This is a genomic window from Duffyella gerundensis (assembly GCF_001517405.1).
GTDB lineage: Bacteria > Pseudomonadota > Gammaproteobacteria > Enterobacterales > Enterobacteriaceae > Duffyella > Duffyella gerundensis.
In genome coordinates this window covers 2,015,556-2,033,212 of the sequence record NZ_LN907827.1, presented here as the reverse complement: position 1 = coordinate 2,033,212, position 17,657 = coordinate 2,015,556, and the positions used below count along the sequence as shown (strand labels likewise).

Genomic DNA, 17,657 nt, shown 5'->3' with positions numbered 1-17,657 from the left:
AGGTTCAGAATCATATTCAGTGTAGTGAAGTGCTCAGGTCAGGGATAGCGAAAAAGCGTGACGCTGCGATGACAGTGCGCATCCTGTGATGAGCCTTCCTGTTCTGCCAGTAACCAGTTGACCTTACCTCAAGGAAACGGAATGCGTAGTGTAAAAATTTATCCCGAAGCCTGGCCTCTGCATACTCCCTTTGTGATTGCCCGCGGCAGCCGAACCGAAACCGGCGTGGTGGTGGTTGAGCTGGAGCAGGACGGTGTGAAGGGCATTGGCGAGGCGACGCCTTATCCGCGCTATGGTGAAAGTGAAGCGTCAGTGCTGGCGCAGATCGCCTCTTTGCAGTCGCAGCTTGAAGAGGGTATGAGCCGCGAGGCGTTGCAGCTGGCGCTGCCAGCGGGTGCCGCCCGCAACGCTATCGACAGTGCGCTGTGGCACCTTGCGGCGCAGCAGCGCGGCGAAGATCTCTGGCAGATGACGCAGCAGCTGGCGCCGAAACAGATGATTACCGCGCAAACCATCAGCATCGATATGCCGGAAGCGATGGCCAGCAGTGCACTGGCGCTGTGGCAGAACGGCGCGCGGCTGCTGAAAATCAAAATGGACGATCATTTTATTACCGAGCGGCTGATGGCGATTCGCGCCGCGGTGCCGGAGGCGACGCTGATTGTTGATGCTAATGAATCCTGGCACGGTGAGGGGTTGGCGGCGCGCTGTCAGCTGCTGGCCGATCTTGGCATTGCGATGCTTGAGCAGCCGCTGCCCGCCGATCAGGATGAAGCCCTTGCCAACTTTATTCACCCATTGCCGATCTGCGCGGATGAGAGCTGCCACACGCGGGAGAGCCTGCCCGCGCTGCGCGGGCGCTATGAGATGATCAACATCAAGCTGGATAAAACCGGCGGCTTAACCGAAGCGCTGGCGCTGGCCGATGCGGCACAAGCGGCGGGATTTGGCCTGATGCTGGGCTGCATGCTGTGCACCTCACGCGCCATTCGTGCCGCCTTACCGCTGGCCACCCGCGCCACCTGGGCCGATCTCGATGGCCCGACCTGGCTGGCGGTCGATGCTGAACCCGCGCTGCGTTTTACCAGCGGTGTGCTGCATCTTACGCCTGCCAGCGCAGCAGGTTAATCATCGGCTGCAGCCAGCATTCGCTCGCTTCATCCACTGAAATCGGCGGTAGCTCGGCGGTGATGCAGAGCAGGCCGATATCGGCGCACCAGCTACCGAAGGAGCCCGGCGTGTCATAGCCGACGCTGCCTACCAGTGGCATGCCGGTTTGCTCCGCCAGCCACTGCCCGAGCGCGCTGTGTTGCGGATCGTCAATGCAGGCCAGCGGTTCGTGAAAAGTCACTACCCACGCCGGTTTGAGCTGATGAATCAGGGCGCACAGCGCGTGGGTTTCCGGCTCTGAAGCAGGGCGATCGCCGGTTGAGATCGCCACGTCACGTTCATCCGCGGCGCTGTTCCAGCGATAAACCGTGCCGCCAGGCTGCCAGTTGGCGGCCGGAAAATTGCGGTTGAGATCGACGCCGCGGGCGTTGCCTCGCAGACCCAGCTGACAGCCATCGGGATTGACCGCCAGCACCACATGATGACGCCGCAGCGCATCGGGCAGAGTCCGCAGCGCACCGGAAAGCGTGGCGATAGCGGCGGTTTCATCGCCATGGGTGCCCGCAAGGATCAGCCCGCTATCGGCGTCCGCCTGGGAAGCCGGGAACCAGAGCAGCGGCGCACCCAACACCGACTGACCATAAACTTCACGATGGGCATGCAACTGCCCGCGTGCCTGGCGGGGATGTAACGGACTCATCTTTTGGCTCCTGTGAAGGTCATCTCAAAACAAGCTAGCCTGGATCGGCCCAACAGAAAATAGCTTTTTGCCGATCAAGGATTTGCGCTACAGTGCCTGCTGTTTCCCGACAGCGTTCTGTCTTGCACGGCGTGAGGATGGCTTGATGATAAATTTGCGTTTTACCCTGACCGCACTGCTGGTCGCCAGCTACGGTTCCACTGCGTTTGCCGCCGATGTGCCACCCGGTACGCAATTGGCCGAAAAGCAGGAAATTGTACGGCATATCAAAGATGAGCCCGCCTCGCTGGATCCGGCCAAAGCGGTGGGCCTGCCGGAAATTCAGGTCATTCGCGATCTCTATGAAGGCTTAACCAATCAGGACGCCAGCGGCAAAGTGGTGCCCGGCGTTGCCGAAAGCTGGCAGAGCAGCGATAACAAAACCTGGATTTTCACCCTGCGAAAAGACGCGCGCTGGTCCAACGGCGAGCCGGTCACCGCCGACGATTTTGTCTATAGCTGGCAGCGACTGGTCGATCCTAAAACCAGTTCCCCTTTTGCCTGGTTTGCCGGGTTGAGCGGCATCGAAAATGCCGATGTGATTGCCAAAGGCAGTATGGGCGTTGATAAGCTCGGCGTAACGGCGCTGGACAAACATCGCCTGAAAGTCACGCTGGTGCGTCCGGTACCCTATTTTCCCAGCCTCACCGCCAACTTTAGCCTCTATCCGGTATCGAAAACGGTTATTGCTCAACACGGCAGCAACTGGACCCAGCCAGCCAACCTGGTGGGCAACGGCGCCTATAAGCTGCAGGACCGCGTGGTGAATGAAAAAATCGTGCTGGTGCGCAACGATCGTTACTGGGACAACGCGCACTCGGTGCTGACCAAAGTCACGTTCCTGCCAATCAATGAAGAGTCGAGCGCCACCAAACGTTATCGCGCCGGTGATATCGATATCACCGAATCCTTTCCCAAAAACATGTATGCGCTGCTGAAGAAAACCCTGCCCGGAGAGGTCTATACGCCGGATCAGCTCGGCACCTATTACTACGCCTTTAATACCGAAAAAGGGCCTACCGCTGACGTGCGTGTGCGCCAGGCGCTCTCGATGACCATCGATCGCCGCATCATCGCCGAGAAAGTGTTAGGCACCGGCGAGAAGCCCGCCTGGCACTTCACGCCAGACGTCACCGCGGGTTTTACCCCAGCACAGAGCATGTTGCAGCAGCATTCGCAGGAGGAGTTGAACGTGCAGGCCAAAACGCTGCTAGCCGCTGCGGGATACGGCCCCTCTAAACCGCTGCATCTCAACCTGCTGTATAACACCTCTGAAAATCACCAGAAGCTGGCGATCGCCGTGGCGTCGATGTGGAAAAAAACGCTCGGCGCCGACGTGAAGCTGCAAAATCAGGAGTGGAAAACCTATATCGACAGCCGTAACAGCGGCAATTTCGATGTTATCCGCGCCTCGTGGGTAGGCGATTACAACGAGCCTTCCACCTTTTTGAGCCTGTTAACGTCCGGACACAGTGGCAATATCGCGCGATTCAAAAACAGCGATTATGATGCGGTGATGGCGCAGGCCAGCATGGAGAGCAGCGACAGCGCGCGTAACGATGATTACAACCGTGCCGAGCATATTCTGGCCGAGCAGGCGCCGATCGCGCCGGTTTATCAGTACACCAATGGCCGGCTGATTAAACCCTGGGTTAAAGGCTATCCGATCCAGAATGCGGAAGATGTCGCTTACAGCCGCGAACTCTATCTGCTGAAACATTAACCGCCAGGCGTTAGCCAGCCTGTTGCGCTGACGCCACCACGACTTTCTTACTGCGCCTGAGGGCGCATGTTTTTTTATTGAGGCTCCCGAATTGAACGTCATTGAAGGTAAAGCTCTCCAGGTCTCCGACGCCATCATCGCCTGCCAGCTTGACGGCAAGGGCGGCGTGATTCCGATTGCGGAGAACGACGTGATCAACTGCGATCGGCCCTGCTGGTTGCATCTTAACTACACGCAGCAGCGCAGCGCCGAATGGTTGCAGTCAACCCATCTGATTCCCGATGCCGTGCGTGACGGGCTGGCGGGCGACAGCATGCGTCCGCGCGTCAGTCGTCTTGGCGATGGCTTTATGATTACCCTGCGCAGCGTCAACCTGAACAGCGATTCGCGGCCGGATCAGCTGGTGGCGGTGCGCGTTTTTATCAATGACAAACTGATCGTTTCTACCCGGCGGCGCAAAGTCTCCGCCATTGATGACGTGCTGATTGAGTTGCAAAACGGTAACGGCCCGGTGGACTGCGGCGGCTGGCTAGTGGATTTATGTGACACGCTCACCGATCACGCCAGTGAGTTTATCGATGAGCTGCACGAGAAAATTATCGCGCTGGAAGATGCGCTGATGGATCAGCAGGTGCCGCCGCGCGGCGAGCTGGCACTGCTGCGCAAACAGCTGATCGTAATGCGTCGCTATATGACGCCGCAGCGCGACGTTTACGCCCGGCTGGCCAGCGAGAAGCTGGGCTGGATGGATGATGATGAACGGCGTCGTATGCAGGAGATTGCCGACCGACTCGGTCGCGGGCTGGAAGATCTCGATTCCGGCATTGCGCGTACCGGCGTGCTCTCCGATGAGATCGCCTCGGTGATGGCCGAATCAATGAACCGACGCACCTACACCATGTCGCTGATGGCGATGCTGTTCCTGCCCACGACATTTCTTACCGGGCTGTTTGGTGTCAACCTGGGCGGTATTCCCGGCGGCGAATGGCATTTAGGTTTTGGTGTGTTTTGCCTGTCGCTGGTGGTGATCGTGGTGGCGGTTGCGATGTGGTTAAAAAAACGCAAGTGGCTGTAGCCGCCAGTAGATTAGCCGCAGCAACCGGCTAAAAGCTGATCGAGGTCAAGAACTCACCTCCGGGGCTGGGGCAGACTTAGTCCCGCAGGTGAATGCAACGTCAAGCGATGGGCGTTGCGCTCCATATTGTCTGACTTCCAATTTGAGTTACTGCATAGCACCTTTCGATGCTTGATGTGCCGGCTTAACGCCGGCTTTTTTTTTGCCTGTGCGCCAGGATCGCTGAATTTGGCCTACGCTTAAAGGGTGTTATCTGATGCGCCGTGCGCTTTGGTGCCGCAGCATCCTCATTGATTACAGGAGAAGGACATGCCATTTATTCGCGCTTCCGATCCGGTCCCAACTGACCCAACGCCGATTCCCGATCCCATTCCAACACCGCAACCGATGCCCGATCCGCCACCGGGCGAGCCGGACCCGATTCTCGATCCGCCGCCACATATGTGAGCAAAAAAAAGGGCACCCGCAGGTGCCCTTTTTTATTGCTGGCGTTTATTTGATTTCCATCACCGGCAAACGCTCAGGCAACGTATCGTCGCCATCTTCCGGCTGCCAGCCCGCTGGCTGTACCGGTAGCGTTTCGCGGTCAAAGGCGATATCGCCACCGTCAACGATCGGATCGCCATGCTGCAGCGCTTTAAAATCAAACAGGTTGCCGTCGGCAAGATGCGAGGGCACCACGTTCTGCATGGCACTGAACATGGTCTCGATGCGGCCAGGAAAACGCTTATCCCAGTCGCGCAGCATATCAGCCACCACCTGGCGCTGCAGGTTCGGCTGCGAGCCGCACAGGTTGCATGGAATGATTGGGAACTGACGCGCTTCGGCAAAACGAATGATGTCTTTTTCACGGCAGTAGGCGAGCGGGCGGATAACGATCTGTTTGCCGTCGTCGCTCATCAGCTTAGGCGGCATGCCTTTGAGTTTGCCGCCGTAAAACATGTTCAGAAACAGCGTCTGTAAAATGTCATCGCGATGATGGCCCAGCGCCACTTTCGTGCAGCCGAGTTCGGTCGCGGTACGATAGAGAATGCCGCGGCGCAGACGAGAACAGAGCGAACAGGTGGTTTTGCCTTCCGGAATTTTCTCTTTGACGATGGAGTAGGTATCTTCCTCGACAATCTTGTACTCAACGCCAAGATTATCCAGATACTCCGGCAGAATGTGTTGCGGGAAGCCAGGCTGTTTTTGATCGAGATTGACCGCCACCAGCGAAAAGTTCACCGGCGCGCTCTGCTGTAAATTGCGCAGGATCTCCAGCATGGTATAGCTGTCTTTGCCGCCGGAAAGACAGACCATGATGCGATCGCCTTCTTCAATCATATTGAAATCGGCAATCGCCTGGCCAACGTTACGACGCAGGCGCTTCTGAAGTTTATTGAGGTTGTACTGCTCTTTTTGACTGGTCACGGATGTCTCGGGCCTGTTGCACGCATACTGGCCTCGGGCCAGTGGAAAAGATTCTCTGGCCGTATGGTACGGATTAGCGTGCTAATTTCCAGTGCGATTTTAGGCTAATCGCCGCTGAGGCGGAAAAGGGCACGGAATGTTAGCCAGCCGCGGTAATTATTTTATCGGCGCCACCCGTCAACCGGCCATCAGAATTGCTGTCAGCCTGACTTTCTGCCAGACTGACAGCCGCAAATCTGCCTGTTAATGAGAATCTCCCGTGACTGCTTTTTCTACCCTGACCCAACTTCCTGCCAGCCAACTCGATAACCTCCGTGAAATGGGTTACGACGCCATGACGCCTATTCAGGCGGCGGCGCTGCCCGCGATCCTTGACGGGCGCGACGTGCGTGCGCAGGCAAAAACCGGCAGCGGTAAAACGGCAGCATTTGGGCTGGGCGTATTACAGCAGATCGACACCACGATCTATCAGACCCAGGCGCTGGTGCTCTGTCCGACCCGTGAACTGGCGGATCAGGTCAGCAATGAACTGCGCCGTCTGGCCCGTTTCACCCGCAATATTAAGATTCTTACCCTGTGCGGCGGCCAGCCGATGGGCGCCCAGCGCGATTCGCTGGTGCATGCGCCGCACATCGTGGTCGGCACGCCTGGCCGTATTCTCGATCATCTGAAGCGCGAATCGCTGGATCTGTCTCAGCTGCGTGTGCTGGTGCTGGATGAAGCTGACCGTATGCTGGAGATGGGTTTCCGTGACGACATGGACGCGATCATTGGCCATGCGCCTGCGTCGCGCCAGACGCTGCTGTTTTCTGCCACCTGGCCGCAGGACATTGTGGCGATCAGCGCCCGTTTTCAACGCGATGCGCTGGCGGTTTCTACAGAAGATGTCACTGAACTGCCGGTGATTGAGCAGCACTTTTATGAAGTGGGCAGCCGCGACAAAATGACGCTGCTGCTCGGCTTGTTAAGCAGCGAACAGCCCTCATCCTGCGTGGTGTTTTGTAACACTAAACGCGAATGCGACGACGTCGCGGCGATGCTCAACAGTAAAGAGATCAACGCGCTGGCGCTGCACGGCGACCTCGAACAGCGCGATCGCGATCGGGTACTGATCCGCTTTTCCAACGGCAGCATTCGCGTGCTGGTCGCAACCGACGTTGCGGCACGCGGGCTGGATATCAAATCACTGGCGATGGTGGTCAACTTCCAGCTCTCTTTCGATCCGGAAGTGCACGTGCACCGCATTGGTCGTACCGCACGCGCCGGTGAAGAGGGTAAAGCGGTGAGTTTTGTCGCGCCGGATGAGATGGTGCGCGCGCATGCGCTGGAAGATTACCTGCAAAAGCCGCTGACGTGGAGCGATGCTGCCAGCCTGAAGAACCAGCCGATCAAAGCGTTGCCAGCAAAAATGATGACGCTGTGCATTGATGGTGGGCGCAAGGCGAAAATCAGAGCGGGCGATATTTTAGGCGCGCTGACGGGTGATGCGGGTGTAGATGCTGCTGATATTGGCAAGATTGATCTGACACCGACTCACGCCTACGTGGCCATTAGCGCAAAACAGGCTAAACAGGCGTTGATTAAACTCAAGCAGGGCAAGATCAAAGGAAAAACCTGTCGCGCCATGCTGTTGCAGTGAATAAGAAAAGCGGGGCGCCTGGCGCCCCGACTACCGCTTAAAACAGCGTAATTTCAGGCGGCTGTTGAATAAGATGCGCTGAGCGCTCCATCAGCGTTTTGAAATGCGGCTGTTCACCGTGGGCATCCACTGCCTGCTGGCTTTTCCAGCGCTCGTGAAACAGAAAGACGTTGCCATCTTCCACGCTGCGATAGAGATCGTAATGTACGTTGCCATCTTCGGCCCGGCTTCCCGGTACACCGGCACTCAGCACCTTTTTCAGCTCGTCCGCTTTACCCGGTTGCGCCATAAACTTGGCGACAATCACAATCGCTTTATCACTCATGATGTTCTCCTTGGGTTTTCATAATCTGTTCATTTTACCACGCCCTGAGCGAAATGCCTTATGGTGACAGTGTCACTCAAATGCGGGCCTGGATGTGAAATAAGAGCTGGCCGATTGCATTTTGTCGGCAACTAATTTGGTAAAAAATCATGTCAGCCCTCGACCGGATGGAGAAGGTGACATATTCTGCTCAGGCGTCCTCTTTTCTCTCTCCCGGAGCCCGATACATGAAAGCAGCGATTACTCTGCTTGTCGGCGCCGCTCTGCTGCTTTCTGGCTGCAGCAGCGACGTTGACAACGACAACGAACCACCGCAACAAGCCACCGCAGCCCATATTCAACCCAGCGTTGTAATGTCCTCATTAGCCGAAACTAACTGCAATAGTGCCGGTGGAACGCTGGCGTTTTCCCATCAACTGGATGGTTCGCGGGTGGGCATGTGCCAGCTGGCAAATGGCCGTCGTTGCGATGAAGGTGCGCTGGTCGGCGGTCGCTGCGCCCGTTAACAAAAAGGCGGCATAGCGGCCGCCGTGATTGTTACGCCTTGACCAGATTGGGGCAAATTTCGCCCGCGGTAACCTGCTGTAAATTATTCAGCGTGGTTTCCGAAATCGCAATCAGCGCTTCCGCGGTCAGAAAGGCCTGATGACCGGTGAACAGCACGTTGTGGCAGGCTGACAGGCGACGAAATACATCATCCTGAATCACGTCGTTCGACTTATCTTCAAAGAACAGATCGCGCTCATTTTCATAGACGTCCATACCCAGCGAGCCAATTTTCTGCTGCTTTAACGCATCAATCGCCGCTTGTGAATCGATCAATGCACCACGGCTGGTGTTAATGATCATCACGCCATCTTTCATCTGACTAAACGCCGCTTCATTAAGCAGATGATAGTTATCTTCGGTCAGCGGACAGTGCAGGCTGATAACGTCGGATTCGCGAAACAGCGTGGCGACATCAACATATTCCGCGCCCAGTTCCAGCGCAGCAGCGCTCGGATAGGGGTCAGAAACCAGCAGTCGCATGCCAAACCCTTTTAAAATACGCAGCGTGGCCAGGCCGATTTTACCGGTGCCGATCACCCCTGCGGTTTTGCCGTGCATATTAAAGCCGATCAGGCCTTCCAGAGAAAAATTGGCGTCGCGCGTGCGTTGATAAGCGCGATGAATACGCCGGTTGAGCGTCATCATCATACCGATGGTATGCTCGGCTACCGCTTCCGGTGAATAGGCCGGCACGCGTACCACCTGCAGACCGAGTTCCTCCGCAGCCTTGAGATCGACGTTGTTGAAACCGGCGCAGCGCAGCGCGATAACCTTAACGCCCAGCTCGGCCAGCTCTTCCAGTACCGCACGGCTGCCATCGTCATTGACGAAAATGCACACCGCATCAAACCCCACGGCGGTTTTAGCCGTGCTTTCGCTGAGCAGAAAATCGAAATACTCTACGGTAAAACCGTAGCGCTCGTTAACCTGTGCCAGGTATTTCCTGTCATACTGTTTGGTGCTGTAAACCGCTAATTTCATCGCTGATTCCTCTGGTTGATGGTCTCAGTGTAGCCTGAATAGTGGGGTCATAATAACGGCTGCTCAGCATAAAACGTTTTCGGCCACAGACGAAAGGGGAAATACTTCACCCTAATCGATGAACATGCCATCATTTGCCACAGGATTTCCCACCGGAAAACAGGGTTGTTATTGCCATGACGCGGGCGTTAAAGATTTTTCTGGCAGCGATATTGGCGCTGATTTTACTGGTGCTCGGGCTGCTGCTGACTACCGGGCAATGGCTGCCGCGTCTGGCGGGCTTCTGGCTACCCGATGACACGCGCATTGAACTGGCTGGCAATCTGCGCTGGCATGACGGCGCGCTGTTCTTTCCGGTGGTTCGTTACCATGCGCAGGCTTGCCAGCTGGCTGAGATCAAACAGGCCTCGCTGGGCTGGCATCACCATCGCTGGCAGCTGCATGCTGCTGACGTCGAGATCAACACCCAATGTCTTGATCGGCTGCTGCCGCAGGAGAACGCGGACGCGCCACGCTCGCTGGCTGAATGGCAGGCGATGCTGCCCGCGGCGGATGTGCAGTTCGATAAGCTCACCGTTTCGCCGTGGCAGCAGTTTGCCGGGCGTCTCACGCTGGCGCTGAGTGCGCAGCATCAACATATCGATTATCAGGGTGATAACCTGCGCCTGCATGCCAGCCTCAGCGGTCAGACGCTAAAGGTGGATGAGCTGAGTCTGATTGCGGGTGCCGCGCCGCTGACCCTTAGCGGCCAGCTCAATCTCGGAAAGTTTCTCACTGGCCTGCCGGTCGATGGCGAATTACAGGCCAGGCTGGCGCTTAATGCTGCGCCTGAGCCGCTCAACGCCGCGCTGCACTGGCAGGGTCAGCAGGGCACGCTGCTGCTCAGCACCGCACAGGATAAAACGCCGCTGCTGACGCTGCCGTGGCGAGCCGATAACCGCGAGATCGTGATTGAAGGGGGGCAGTGGCGCTGGCCGTGGGCGACGCAGCCGCTGGCGGGCAATGTTGCCCTGCGGCTGAGCGACTGGCAGCAGGGGCTGGCCGCCACCACGATCGGCGGCCGTTTGAACGTGCTGACGCAGGGGCGCGGTGGCAAAGGTAATGCGGTATTGAGTTTTGGGCCGGGCCATCTGGATCTGCTTAACAGCCAGTTGCCGTTTCAGCTCACCGGCGACATGAAGCTGGCCGCGCTGCAGTTTTTTGCCGCGCTGCCCGGCGTGCTGGTTGGGCCGCTCGCCGATCCACTGCTGCAGCTCAAACCCGGTGCGCTGCTGCGCATGCGGGGACGGCTGCTGTCGACGCTGGAGGTGGACGAAGCGCGCTGGCCGCTGGCCGGCGTCAGCGTCTCATCGCAGGGCATCAATGGACGCCTGCAGGCGATCCTCAAGGCGCACGATCCGAGCTTCGGCCGCTTCAGCCTGCATCTCGACGGCGGCGCTCGCGGATTCTGGCCCGATAAAGGCCGCTGGTTATGGAAATATTGGGGCGAGGGCGAACTGGCGCCGCTGGCCGCCAAATGGGATGTGCGCGGCACCGGCAGCTGGCAGGAGACGCTGATCACGCTGGACAGGCTCTCAACCGGCTTCGACCAGCTGAGCTACGGACTGGCCACTGTCCGTGCACCGCGCCTTACCATGACGCAGCCCATTCGCTGGCAGCGCGATGCTGAAAAGCCGGCGTTTTCGGGCGCCGTCAGGCTGGATGCTCAGGAAACCCGCTTTACCAGCGGTGGCTACCTGCCGCCGTCACAGCTGGAGCTGGCACTCAAAGGCAGCGATCCGGCCCGCTTTCAGTTTAAAGGGGCGTTGCATGCGCAGAAGATTGGCCCGGTCAGCGTCAACGGGCGCTGGGATGGTAGCCGGCTGCGCGGACAGGCGTGGTGGCCGACGCAGCCGCTGAGCGTGTTTCAGCCGCTGCTTAGCCCCGATCTGAAAATGAAAATCAACAGCGGTACGCTGCGCGCGCAGGTGGCGTTTTCGGCCGCCGCCGATCAGGGATTTGAGGCGGGCGGGCACTGGGCGGTGAAAGATGGCGGCGTCTGGACGCCCGATAATCGCATCAGCGGCGTCGGTTTTTCCCTGCCGTTTCGGCTCAGGGCGCAGCAGTGGCAGTTTGGTGCCCGCCGTCCGGTCAGCCTGCAAATTGCCGCTATCGAAAACCAGTTCACGCTGAAAAATATCCACGCTGAGCTTCAGGGCTGGTATCCCTTTAATGAGGCGCGGCCGTTAACGCTGCAAAATCTCAGCGTCGATCTGCTGGGCGGCCAGGTCAGCATGGCCAGCTTGCGTCTGCCGCAGCGGCGAGCAGCGGTGCTCAAGCTACAGGCGATTAGCCTCAGTGAACTGATCACCGCGATTAAACCCAAGCAAATTGCGCTGTCGGGCCGCATTAACGGCGAGCTGCCGCTGTGGCTCAATCATCCGCAATGGCTGGTGAAAGAGGGGTGGATTGCCAACAGTGGCAATCTGACGCTGCGGATGGATAAAGATATGGCTGATGCTATCGCCAGCAATAATATCGCCGCCGGGGCAGCGATTGACTGGCTGCGCTACATGGAAATTTCGCGCGCCTGGGCGACATTGAACCTGGATAATCTGGGCAACGCCCGGCTCGGCGCGCAGGTGCAGGGCACCAGCCGTTTCAGTAACCGCGATCAGCGGGTAAATCTCAGTTATCAACAGCAGGAAAATCTGTTCCAGCTGTGGCGAAGCCTGCGCTTTGGCGATAACTTGCAATCCTGGATTGAGCAGCACGCCAGCTTGCCCACGCAAAAGGAAAATTCACCATGAGGTTGTTTGTTTACGTGCTCGGCTGCCTGCCCGCGCTGGTTCTGCTCAGCGGCTGCATTCCGCGTATCGAAGTGGCGGCACCAAAAGAGCCGATCACCATTAACATGAACGTGAAAATCGAGCATGAGATCCACATCAAGGTGGATAAAGACGTGGAGGCGCTGCTGAAAAATCAGAGCGATCTGTTTTGAGAACCTCCTGGGCACTGCTGATTGCTGGCCTGCTGCTGACACCCGCCGCATGGTCACTGACGCTGGAAGAGGGGCGGCAGCAGGGACGGGTCGGGGAAACCTTCAGCGGCTATCTCGCTGCGGTGCGTGATGATGTCGAGACGCAGGCGCTGGTGGCACGCATTAACGATGGCCGACGGGAACACTATCAGCGGTTGGCCGATCAAAATCACCTTAGCCGCGATGAGGTAGCGCGCATTGCGGGCGAAAAGCTGGTGCAGCGGGCGGCTGCGGGTGAATACGTGCGCGGCATTAACGGGCAGTGGCTGCGTAAAGGTGCCGACTGACAGGCGAAAAAAAACCGGCCAGAAAATGGCCGGTTGTCCCTGTGCGGTGTTAGCGCGAAAAATTAAGCGGTAGCAAGCTGTTCTAATGATTTTTTAGCGTCGTCCGTGGCTTTAGCTGCCACTTCTGGACCGTACGCGATGCCTTCTGCAAAAACGAACTCAACGTCAGCGATGCCGAGGAAGCCGAGGAACAGCTTCAGGTAAGGGGTCAGCAGATCGCTTGGAGTGTCTTTGTGGATCCCGCCGCGGCTGGAGATGATAATCGCGCGTTTGCCGGTGATCAGGCCTTCCGGGCCGGCTTCGGTGTAACGGAACGTCACGCCTGCACGAGCCACCAGGTCAAAATAGTTTTTTAACTGCGTCGGGATGTTGAAATTGTACATCGGTGCCGCAATAACAAACACGTCATGTGCCTGCAGCTCAGCAATCAGCTCATCGGACAGCGCCAGCGCTTCCTGCTGACGTGCGCTCAGCTCGGCGTCGGAAGGGCGTAATGCGCCAACCAGTTCACCATCCAGCACCGGAATCGGGTTAGCAGCCAGATCGCGTACGGTGACATCATCGCCGTTGCTTTTAGCCTGCTCAATGTAGAAATCAGCCAGCTGGCTTGATTGCGAATAACCGGCAAGAATGCTGGATTTGAGAACCAATACTTTGCTCATGTCTGTTTCCTGTTTTACGCGGAGGGATATCCGCTCAATGCATTACACTTTAGGGACAAACTTCTGCCAGTGAAAGTTGAATATTTCGAGAGCTATGTTCGAATTTATTGAACAACATCCGCTTAAACCTGCCCCCTTTCGCTTTGTGCTAAAATGCGTGGCAAAACAATGCATCTCAGCCGTCAGTAACAGGCGGCACGTTAGCCGGCGCCGCGCCGACCAGGTAAATATAACTATGTCTTCAGATTCACAGCACGCCCAACTTTCTGCGCTAATGCCCCGGCTGGACAACCTGATGCTGCGCGATCGCCAGCGACTGATGCGCCGGTTGCAGGGCGCTAAAAAAGCCAGACAGGGCGCTGCGCAGCAGGATATCGCTGAAACGCTGGCCGCTGAGATCGCCCAAGCGGAACAGCGGGTTGCCCAGCGCCGCGCGGCCACGCCGCGTATCACTTTTCCGGAAAATTTGCCGGTCAGCCAAAAGCAGCAGGTGATTGCCGATGCCATTCGCGATCATCAGGTGGTGATCGTGGCCGGGGAAACCGGCTCGGGCAAAACCACGCAGCTGCCTAAAATCTGTATGTCGCTGGGGCGCGGAATTAAAGGGCTGATCGGTCACACGCAGCCGCGTCGACTGGCGGCCCGCACGGTCGCCAACCGCATCGCCGAAGAGCTGGAGACCACGCTCGGTGGTTGCATCGGCTATAAGGTGCGCTTCAACGATCAGGTCAGTGAAACCACCCAGGTAAAACTGATGACCGACGGTATTCTGCTGGCAGAAATCCAGCAGGACCGCCTGTTGATGCAGTACGACACCATCATCATTGATGAAGCACATGAACGCAGCCTGAACATCGATTTCCTGCTCGGCTATCTGCGTCAGCTGCTGCCGCGCCGTCCCGATTTAAAGGTGATCATTACCTCGGCAACCATCGATCCGCAGCGTTTTTCGCGCCACTTTAACAATGCGCCGGTGGTGGAAGTTTCGGGCCGCACCTATCCGGTAGAAGTACGCTATCGTCCGGTCAGCGAAGAGAGCGACGAGGGCGATCGCGATCAGCTACAGGCCATTTTTGATGCCGTTGATGAGCTGGGCAACGAAAGTCGCGGCGATATCCTGATTTTTATGAGCGGTGAGCGTGAAATTCGCGATACCGCCGACGCGCTAAACCGTCGCGATTTGCCGCATACCGAGATTTTACCGCTCTACGCGCGGCTCTCTAACGCCGAGCAGAACCGGGTTTTCCAGTCGCACAGTGGCCGTCGCATCGTGCTGGCGACCAACGTCGCGGAAACCTCACTGACCGTGCCGGGCATTAAGTATGTTATCGATCCCGGCACCGCACGCATCAGCCGCTACAGCTACCGTACCAAGGTGCAACGTCTGCCGATTGAGCCGGTGTCACAGGCATCAGCTAACCAGCGTAAAGGGCGTTGCGGACGCGTCTCCGAAGGCATCTGTATTCGCCTCTATGCCGAAGAGGATTTCAATAACCGCCCGGAATTTACCGATCCGGAAATTTTACGCACCAATCTGGCGTCGGTGATTTTACAGATGACCGCGCTGGGCCTCGGTGACATCAGCGCCTTTCCATTTGTTGAGGCGCCGGATAAGCGGCATATTCAGGATGGCGTGCGCCTGCTGGAAGAGCTGGGCGCGATTGAGGTGGTTGACGATCAGCGCTATACGCTGACGCCGGATGGCCGCCAGCTGGCGCAGCTGCCGGTGGATCCGCGCCTGGCGCGCATGGTGCTGGCGGCGCAGAAATATGGCTGCGTGCGCGAGGTGATGATTATCACCGCCGCGCTGTCAATTCAGGATCCGCGCGAGCGGCCGGCGGATAAACAGCAGGCCTCCGATGAAAAACATCGCCGCTTCGCCGATAAAGAGTCGGACTTTTTGGCCTGGGTTAATCTGTGGAACTACGTGCAGGAGCAGCAAAAAGCGCTCTCCGGCAATCAGTTCCGCCGCCAGTGCAAAGTCGATTACCTCAACTACCTGCGCGTGCGGGAATGGCAGGATATTTATACTCAGCTGCGGCAGGTGGTGCGTGAGCTGGGCATGCCGGTGAACAGCGAGCCTGCGCCGTTCCGCGAAATCCATCTGGCGCTGCTGAGCGGCCTGCTGTCGCACATCGGCCTCAAAGATGCCGAAAAGCAGGAATTTACCGGCGCGCGTAACGCCCGTTTTTCGATTTTCCCGGGCTCTGCGCTGTTTAAAAAACCGCCGAAGTGGACCATGGTGGCCGAGCTGGTTGAAACCAGCCGCCTGTGGGGCCGTATTGCGGCGCGCATCGATCCGGAATGGATTGAGCCGCTGGCGCAGCATCTGATCAAACGCAGTTACAGCGAACCGCACTGGGAAAAAGCCCAGGGCGCGGTAATGGCCACGGAAAAGGTGACGCTGTATGGCCTGCCGATCGTCGCGGCCCGTAAGGTTAACTACGGCAGCATCGATCCGGTGCTGTCACGCGAGCTGTTTATTCGCCATGCGCTGGTGGAAGGCGACTGGCAAACCCGCCACGCCTTCTTCCGCAGCAACCAGAAACTACGCAGTGAAGTCGAAGATCTGGAGCACAAATCCCGCCGCCGCGACATTCTGGTCGATGATGAAACGCTGTTTGCCTTTTACGATCGGCGTATCGGGCAGGATGTGGTGTCGGGACGACATTTTGACAGCTGGTGGAAAAAGGCAAGCCGCGAGACGCCAGAGTTGCTCAACTTTGACAAACAGATGCTGATCAAAGAGGGCGCAGGCAACATTAGCCAGCTCGATTACCCTAACTTCTGGCATCAGGGCAATCTCAAGCTGAAGCTCAGCTACCAGTTTGAACCCGGCGCCGATGCCGATGGCGTGACCGTGCACATCCCGCTGCCGCTGCTGAATCAGGTGGAAGAAGCGGGCTTTGAGTGGCAGATCCCCGGCGTACGGCGTGAGCTGATCGTCGCGTTGATTAAATCGCTGCCAAAACCGGTGCGACGCAATCTGGTGCCTGCGCCTAATTACGCCGACGCCTTTCTGGGGCGCGTCACGGCGATGGAAATGCCGCTGCTGGATGCGCTGGAGCGCGAGTTCCGCCGCATGACCGGCGTGACCATTGAGCGGGACGCCTGGCAATGGGATCAAGTACCCGATCATCTGAAAATCACCTTCCGCGTGGTGGACGAGCATAATCGCAAGCTGCGTGAGGGCAAAGATCTCAACACACTGAAGGCGAGCCTGAAAGAGAAGGTGCAGGAAACGCTGTCGCTGGTGGCCGATGATGGCCTGGAACAGAGCGGCCTGCATATCTGGAGCTTTGGCGACCTGCCGGATCACTTCGAGCAGAAACGGGGCGGCTACAAGATGAAAGCCTGGCCCGCGCTGGTGGACGAGAAAGAGAGCGTCGCCATTCGACTGTTTGATAACGAACACGATCAGCAACAGGCGATGTGGCAGGGGCAGCGCCGTCTTCTGCTGCTAAACGTGCCGTCGCCGGTGAAATACCTGCATGAAAAATTGCCCAATAAAGCGAAGCTGGGTCTCTATTTCAACCCGTATGGCAAAGTGCTGGAGCTGATCGACGACTGCATCGCCTGCGGCATCGACAAGCTGATTGCCGATTTTGGCGGCCCAACCTGGAAAGCCGCAGAGTTTGAGCGGCTGCATGAAAAGGTACGCGGTGAGCTTAACGATACGGTGGTGGAGATTGCTAAACAGGTCGAGCAGATTCTTACCGCGGTGTTTAACATCAATAAACGCCTGAAAGGACGGGTCGATATGACCATGGCACTGGCGTTGTCGGATATCAAGGCGCAGATGAGCGGCCTGGTGTATCGCGGGTTTGTGACCGGCAACGGCTGGAAAAGGCTGGGCGATACGTTGCGCTATTTGCACGGCATTGAACGTCGGCTGGAAAAGCTGCCGGTGGATCCGCACAGCGATCGCGCGCGCATGCTGAAAGTGCAGGCGATGGAGCAGACGAGGCAGAGCTGGCTGAACAAGCTGCCAGCAACGCGACGTCATGACAGCGACGTGGAAGAGATCCGCTGGATGATTGAAGAGCTGCGCATCAGTTATTTCGCGCAGCAACTCGGCACGCCTTTCCCGATTTCAGAGAAGCGTATTCAGCAGGCGATGGAGGCAATTGGGCAGTAA

Annotated in this window: 15 protein-coding genes; 10 read left to right on the top strand and 5 right to left on the bottom strand. The window is 57.7% G+C overall.

The window, feature by feature from the left end:
* Positions 1–141: 141 nt before the first annotated feature.
* Positions 142–1,128, top strand: coding sequence for an L-Ala-D/L-Glu epimerase (gene ycjG / locus EM595_RS09425; RefSeq protein ID WP_067430855.1), 987 nt, complete (start codon positions 142–144; stop codon positions 1,126–1,128).
* Here the strand turns inward: ycjG and mpaA are convergent.
* Positions 1,103–1,810, bottom strand: coding sequence for a murein tripeptide amidase MpaA (mpaA, locus tag EM595_RS09420; RefSeq protein ID WP_067430851.1), 708 nt, complete (start codon positions 1,808–1,810; stop codon positions 1,103–1,105). The two genes, ycjG and mpaA, sit on opposite strands and share 26 nt — an antisense overlap.
* Positions 1,811–1,955: 145 nt before the next feature.
* On the opposite strand from mpaA, the gene EM595_RS09415 reads away from it, so the two are divergent.
* From EM595_RS09415 to ynaL, 3 genes are all read left to right on the top strand, one after another.
* Positions 1,956–3,572 (top strand): ABC transporter substrate-binding protein, encoded by a 1,617-nt coding sequence (locus EM595_RS09415; RefSeq protein WP_173645366.1) that lies wholly within the window; start codon positions 1,956–1,958, stop codon positions 3,570–3,572.
* A gap of 91 nt (positions 3,573–3,663) precedes the next feature.
* Complete coding sequence (zntB, locus tag EM595_RS09410; RefSeq protein ID WP_067430845.1) at positions 3,664–4,647, top strand: zinc transporter ZntB; 984 nt, start codon at positions 3,664–3,666, stop codon at positions 4,645–4,647.
* A 309-nt stretch (positions 4,648–4,956) separates the two neighbouring features.
* Positions 4,957–5,094, top strand: coding sequence for a proline-rich small protein YnaL (gene ynaL, locus EM595_RS21270; RefSeq protein WP_173645365.1), 138 nt, complete (start codon positions 4,957–4,959; stop codon positions 5,092–5,094).
* A gap of 45 nt (positions 5,095–5,139) precedes the next feature.
* Here the strand turns inward: ynaL and ttcA are convergent, their stop codons facing one another.
* Positions 5,140–6,057: a tRNA 2-thiocytidine(32) synthetase TtcA gene (gene ttcA / locus EM595_RS09405; protein WP_067430842.1), complete on the bottom strand. Its 918-nt coding sequence runs from the start codon at positions 6,055–6,057 to the stop codon at positions 5,140–5,142.
* A 259-nt stretch (positions 6,058–6,316) separates the two neighbouring features.
* On the opposite strand from ttcA, the gene dbpA reads away from it, so the two are divergent.
* A complete protein-coding gene (dbpA, locus tag EM595_RS09400) occupies positions 6,317–7,696 on the top strand; it encodes an ATP-dependent RNA helicase DbpA (RefSeq protein WP_067430839.1) in 1,380 nt (459 codons plus the stop codon).
* A 37-nt stretch (positions 7,697–7,733) separates the two neighbouring features.
* Here dbpA and EM595_RS09395 read toward each other — a convergent pair whose 3' ends face one another.
* On the bottom strand, positions 7,734–8,021 hold the full coding sequence (locus EM595_RS09395) for a putative quinol monooxygenase (protein WP_067430837.1): 288 nt from the start codon (positions 8,019–8,021) through the stop codon (positions 7,734–7,736).
* Positions 8,022–8,248: 227 nt separating this feature from the next.
* On the opposite strand from EM595_RS09395, the gene EM595_RS09390 reads away from it, so the two are divergent.
* Positions 8,249–8,527: a putative hemolysin gene (locus tag EM595_RS09390; RefSeq protein WP_067430834.1), complete on the top strand. Its 279-nt coding sequence runs from the start codon at positions 8,249–8,251 to the stop codon at positions 8,525–8,527.
* Between the two features lie 31 nt (positions 8,528–8,558).
* Here EM595_RS09390 and EM595_RS09385 read toward each other — a convergent pair whose 3' ends face one another.
* Positions 8,559–9,551 carry a 2-hydroxyacid dehydrogenase gene (locus EM595_RS09385; protein ID WP_067430831.1) on the bottom strand — a complete coding sequence of 331 codons (993 nt, stop codon included), beginning with the start codon at positions 9,549–9,551 and terminating at the stop codon, positions 8,559–8,561.
* Between the two features lie 176 nt (positions 9,552–9,727).
* On the opposite strand from EM595_RS09385, the gene EM595_RS09380 reads away from it, so the two are divergent.
* The 3 genes from EM595_RS09380 to EM595_RS09370 are packed head-to-tail and all read left to right on the top strand — an operon-like array spanning position 9,728 to position 12,857.
* A complete protein-coding gene (locus EM595_RS09380) occupies positions 9,728–12,340 on the top strand; it encodes a YdbH family protein (protein WP_067430827.1) in 2,613 nt (870 codons plus the stop codon).
* Positions 12,337–12,531 carry a YnbE family lipoprotein gene (locus EM595_RS09375; RefSeq protein ID WP_067430824.1) on the top strand — a complete coding sequence of 65 codons (195 nt, stop codon included), beginning with the start codon at positions 12,337–12,339 and terminating at the stop codon, positions 12,529–12,531. Before EM595_RS09380 ends, EM595_RS09375 begins: the two co-directional genes overlap by 4 nt.
* Positions 12,528–12,857, top strand: a complete 330-nt coding sequence (locus EM595_RS09370) for a YdbL family probable chaperone protein (protein WP_067430821.1) — start codon at positions 12,528–12,530, stop codon at positions 12,855–12,857. Before EM595_RS09375 ends, EM595_RS09370 begins: the two co-directional genes overlap by 4 nt.
* A 62-nt stretch (positions 12,858–12,919) precedes the next feature.
* Here EM595_RS09370 and EM595_RS09365 read toward each other — a convergent pair whose 3' ends face one another.
* Complete coding sequence (locus tag EM595_RS09365; protein ID WP_067430818.1) at positions 12,920–13,519, bottom strand: FMN-dependent NADH-azoreductase; 600 nt, start codon at positions 13,517–13,519, stop codon at positions 12,920–12,922.
* Between the two features lie 235 nt (positions 13,520–13,754).
* Here EM595_RS09365 and hrpA point away from each other — a divergent pair, with 235 nt between their 5' ends.
* Complete coding sequence (hrpA, locus tag EM595_RS09360) at positions 13,755–17,657, top strand: ATP-dependent RNA helicase HrpA (protein ID WP_067430815.1); 3,903 nt, start codon at positions 13,755–13,757, stop codon at positions 17,655–17,657.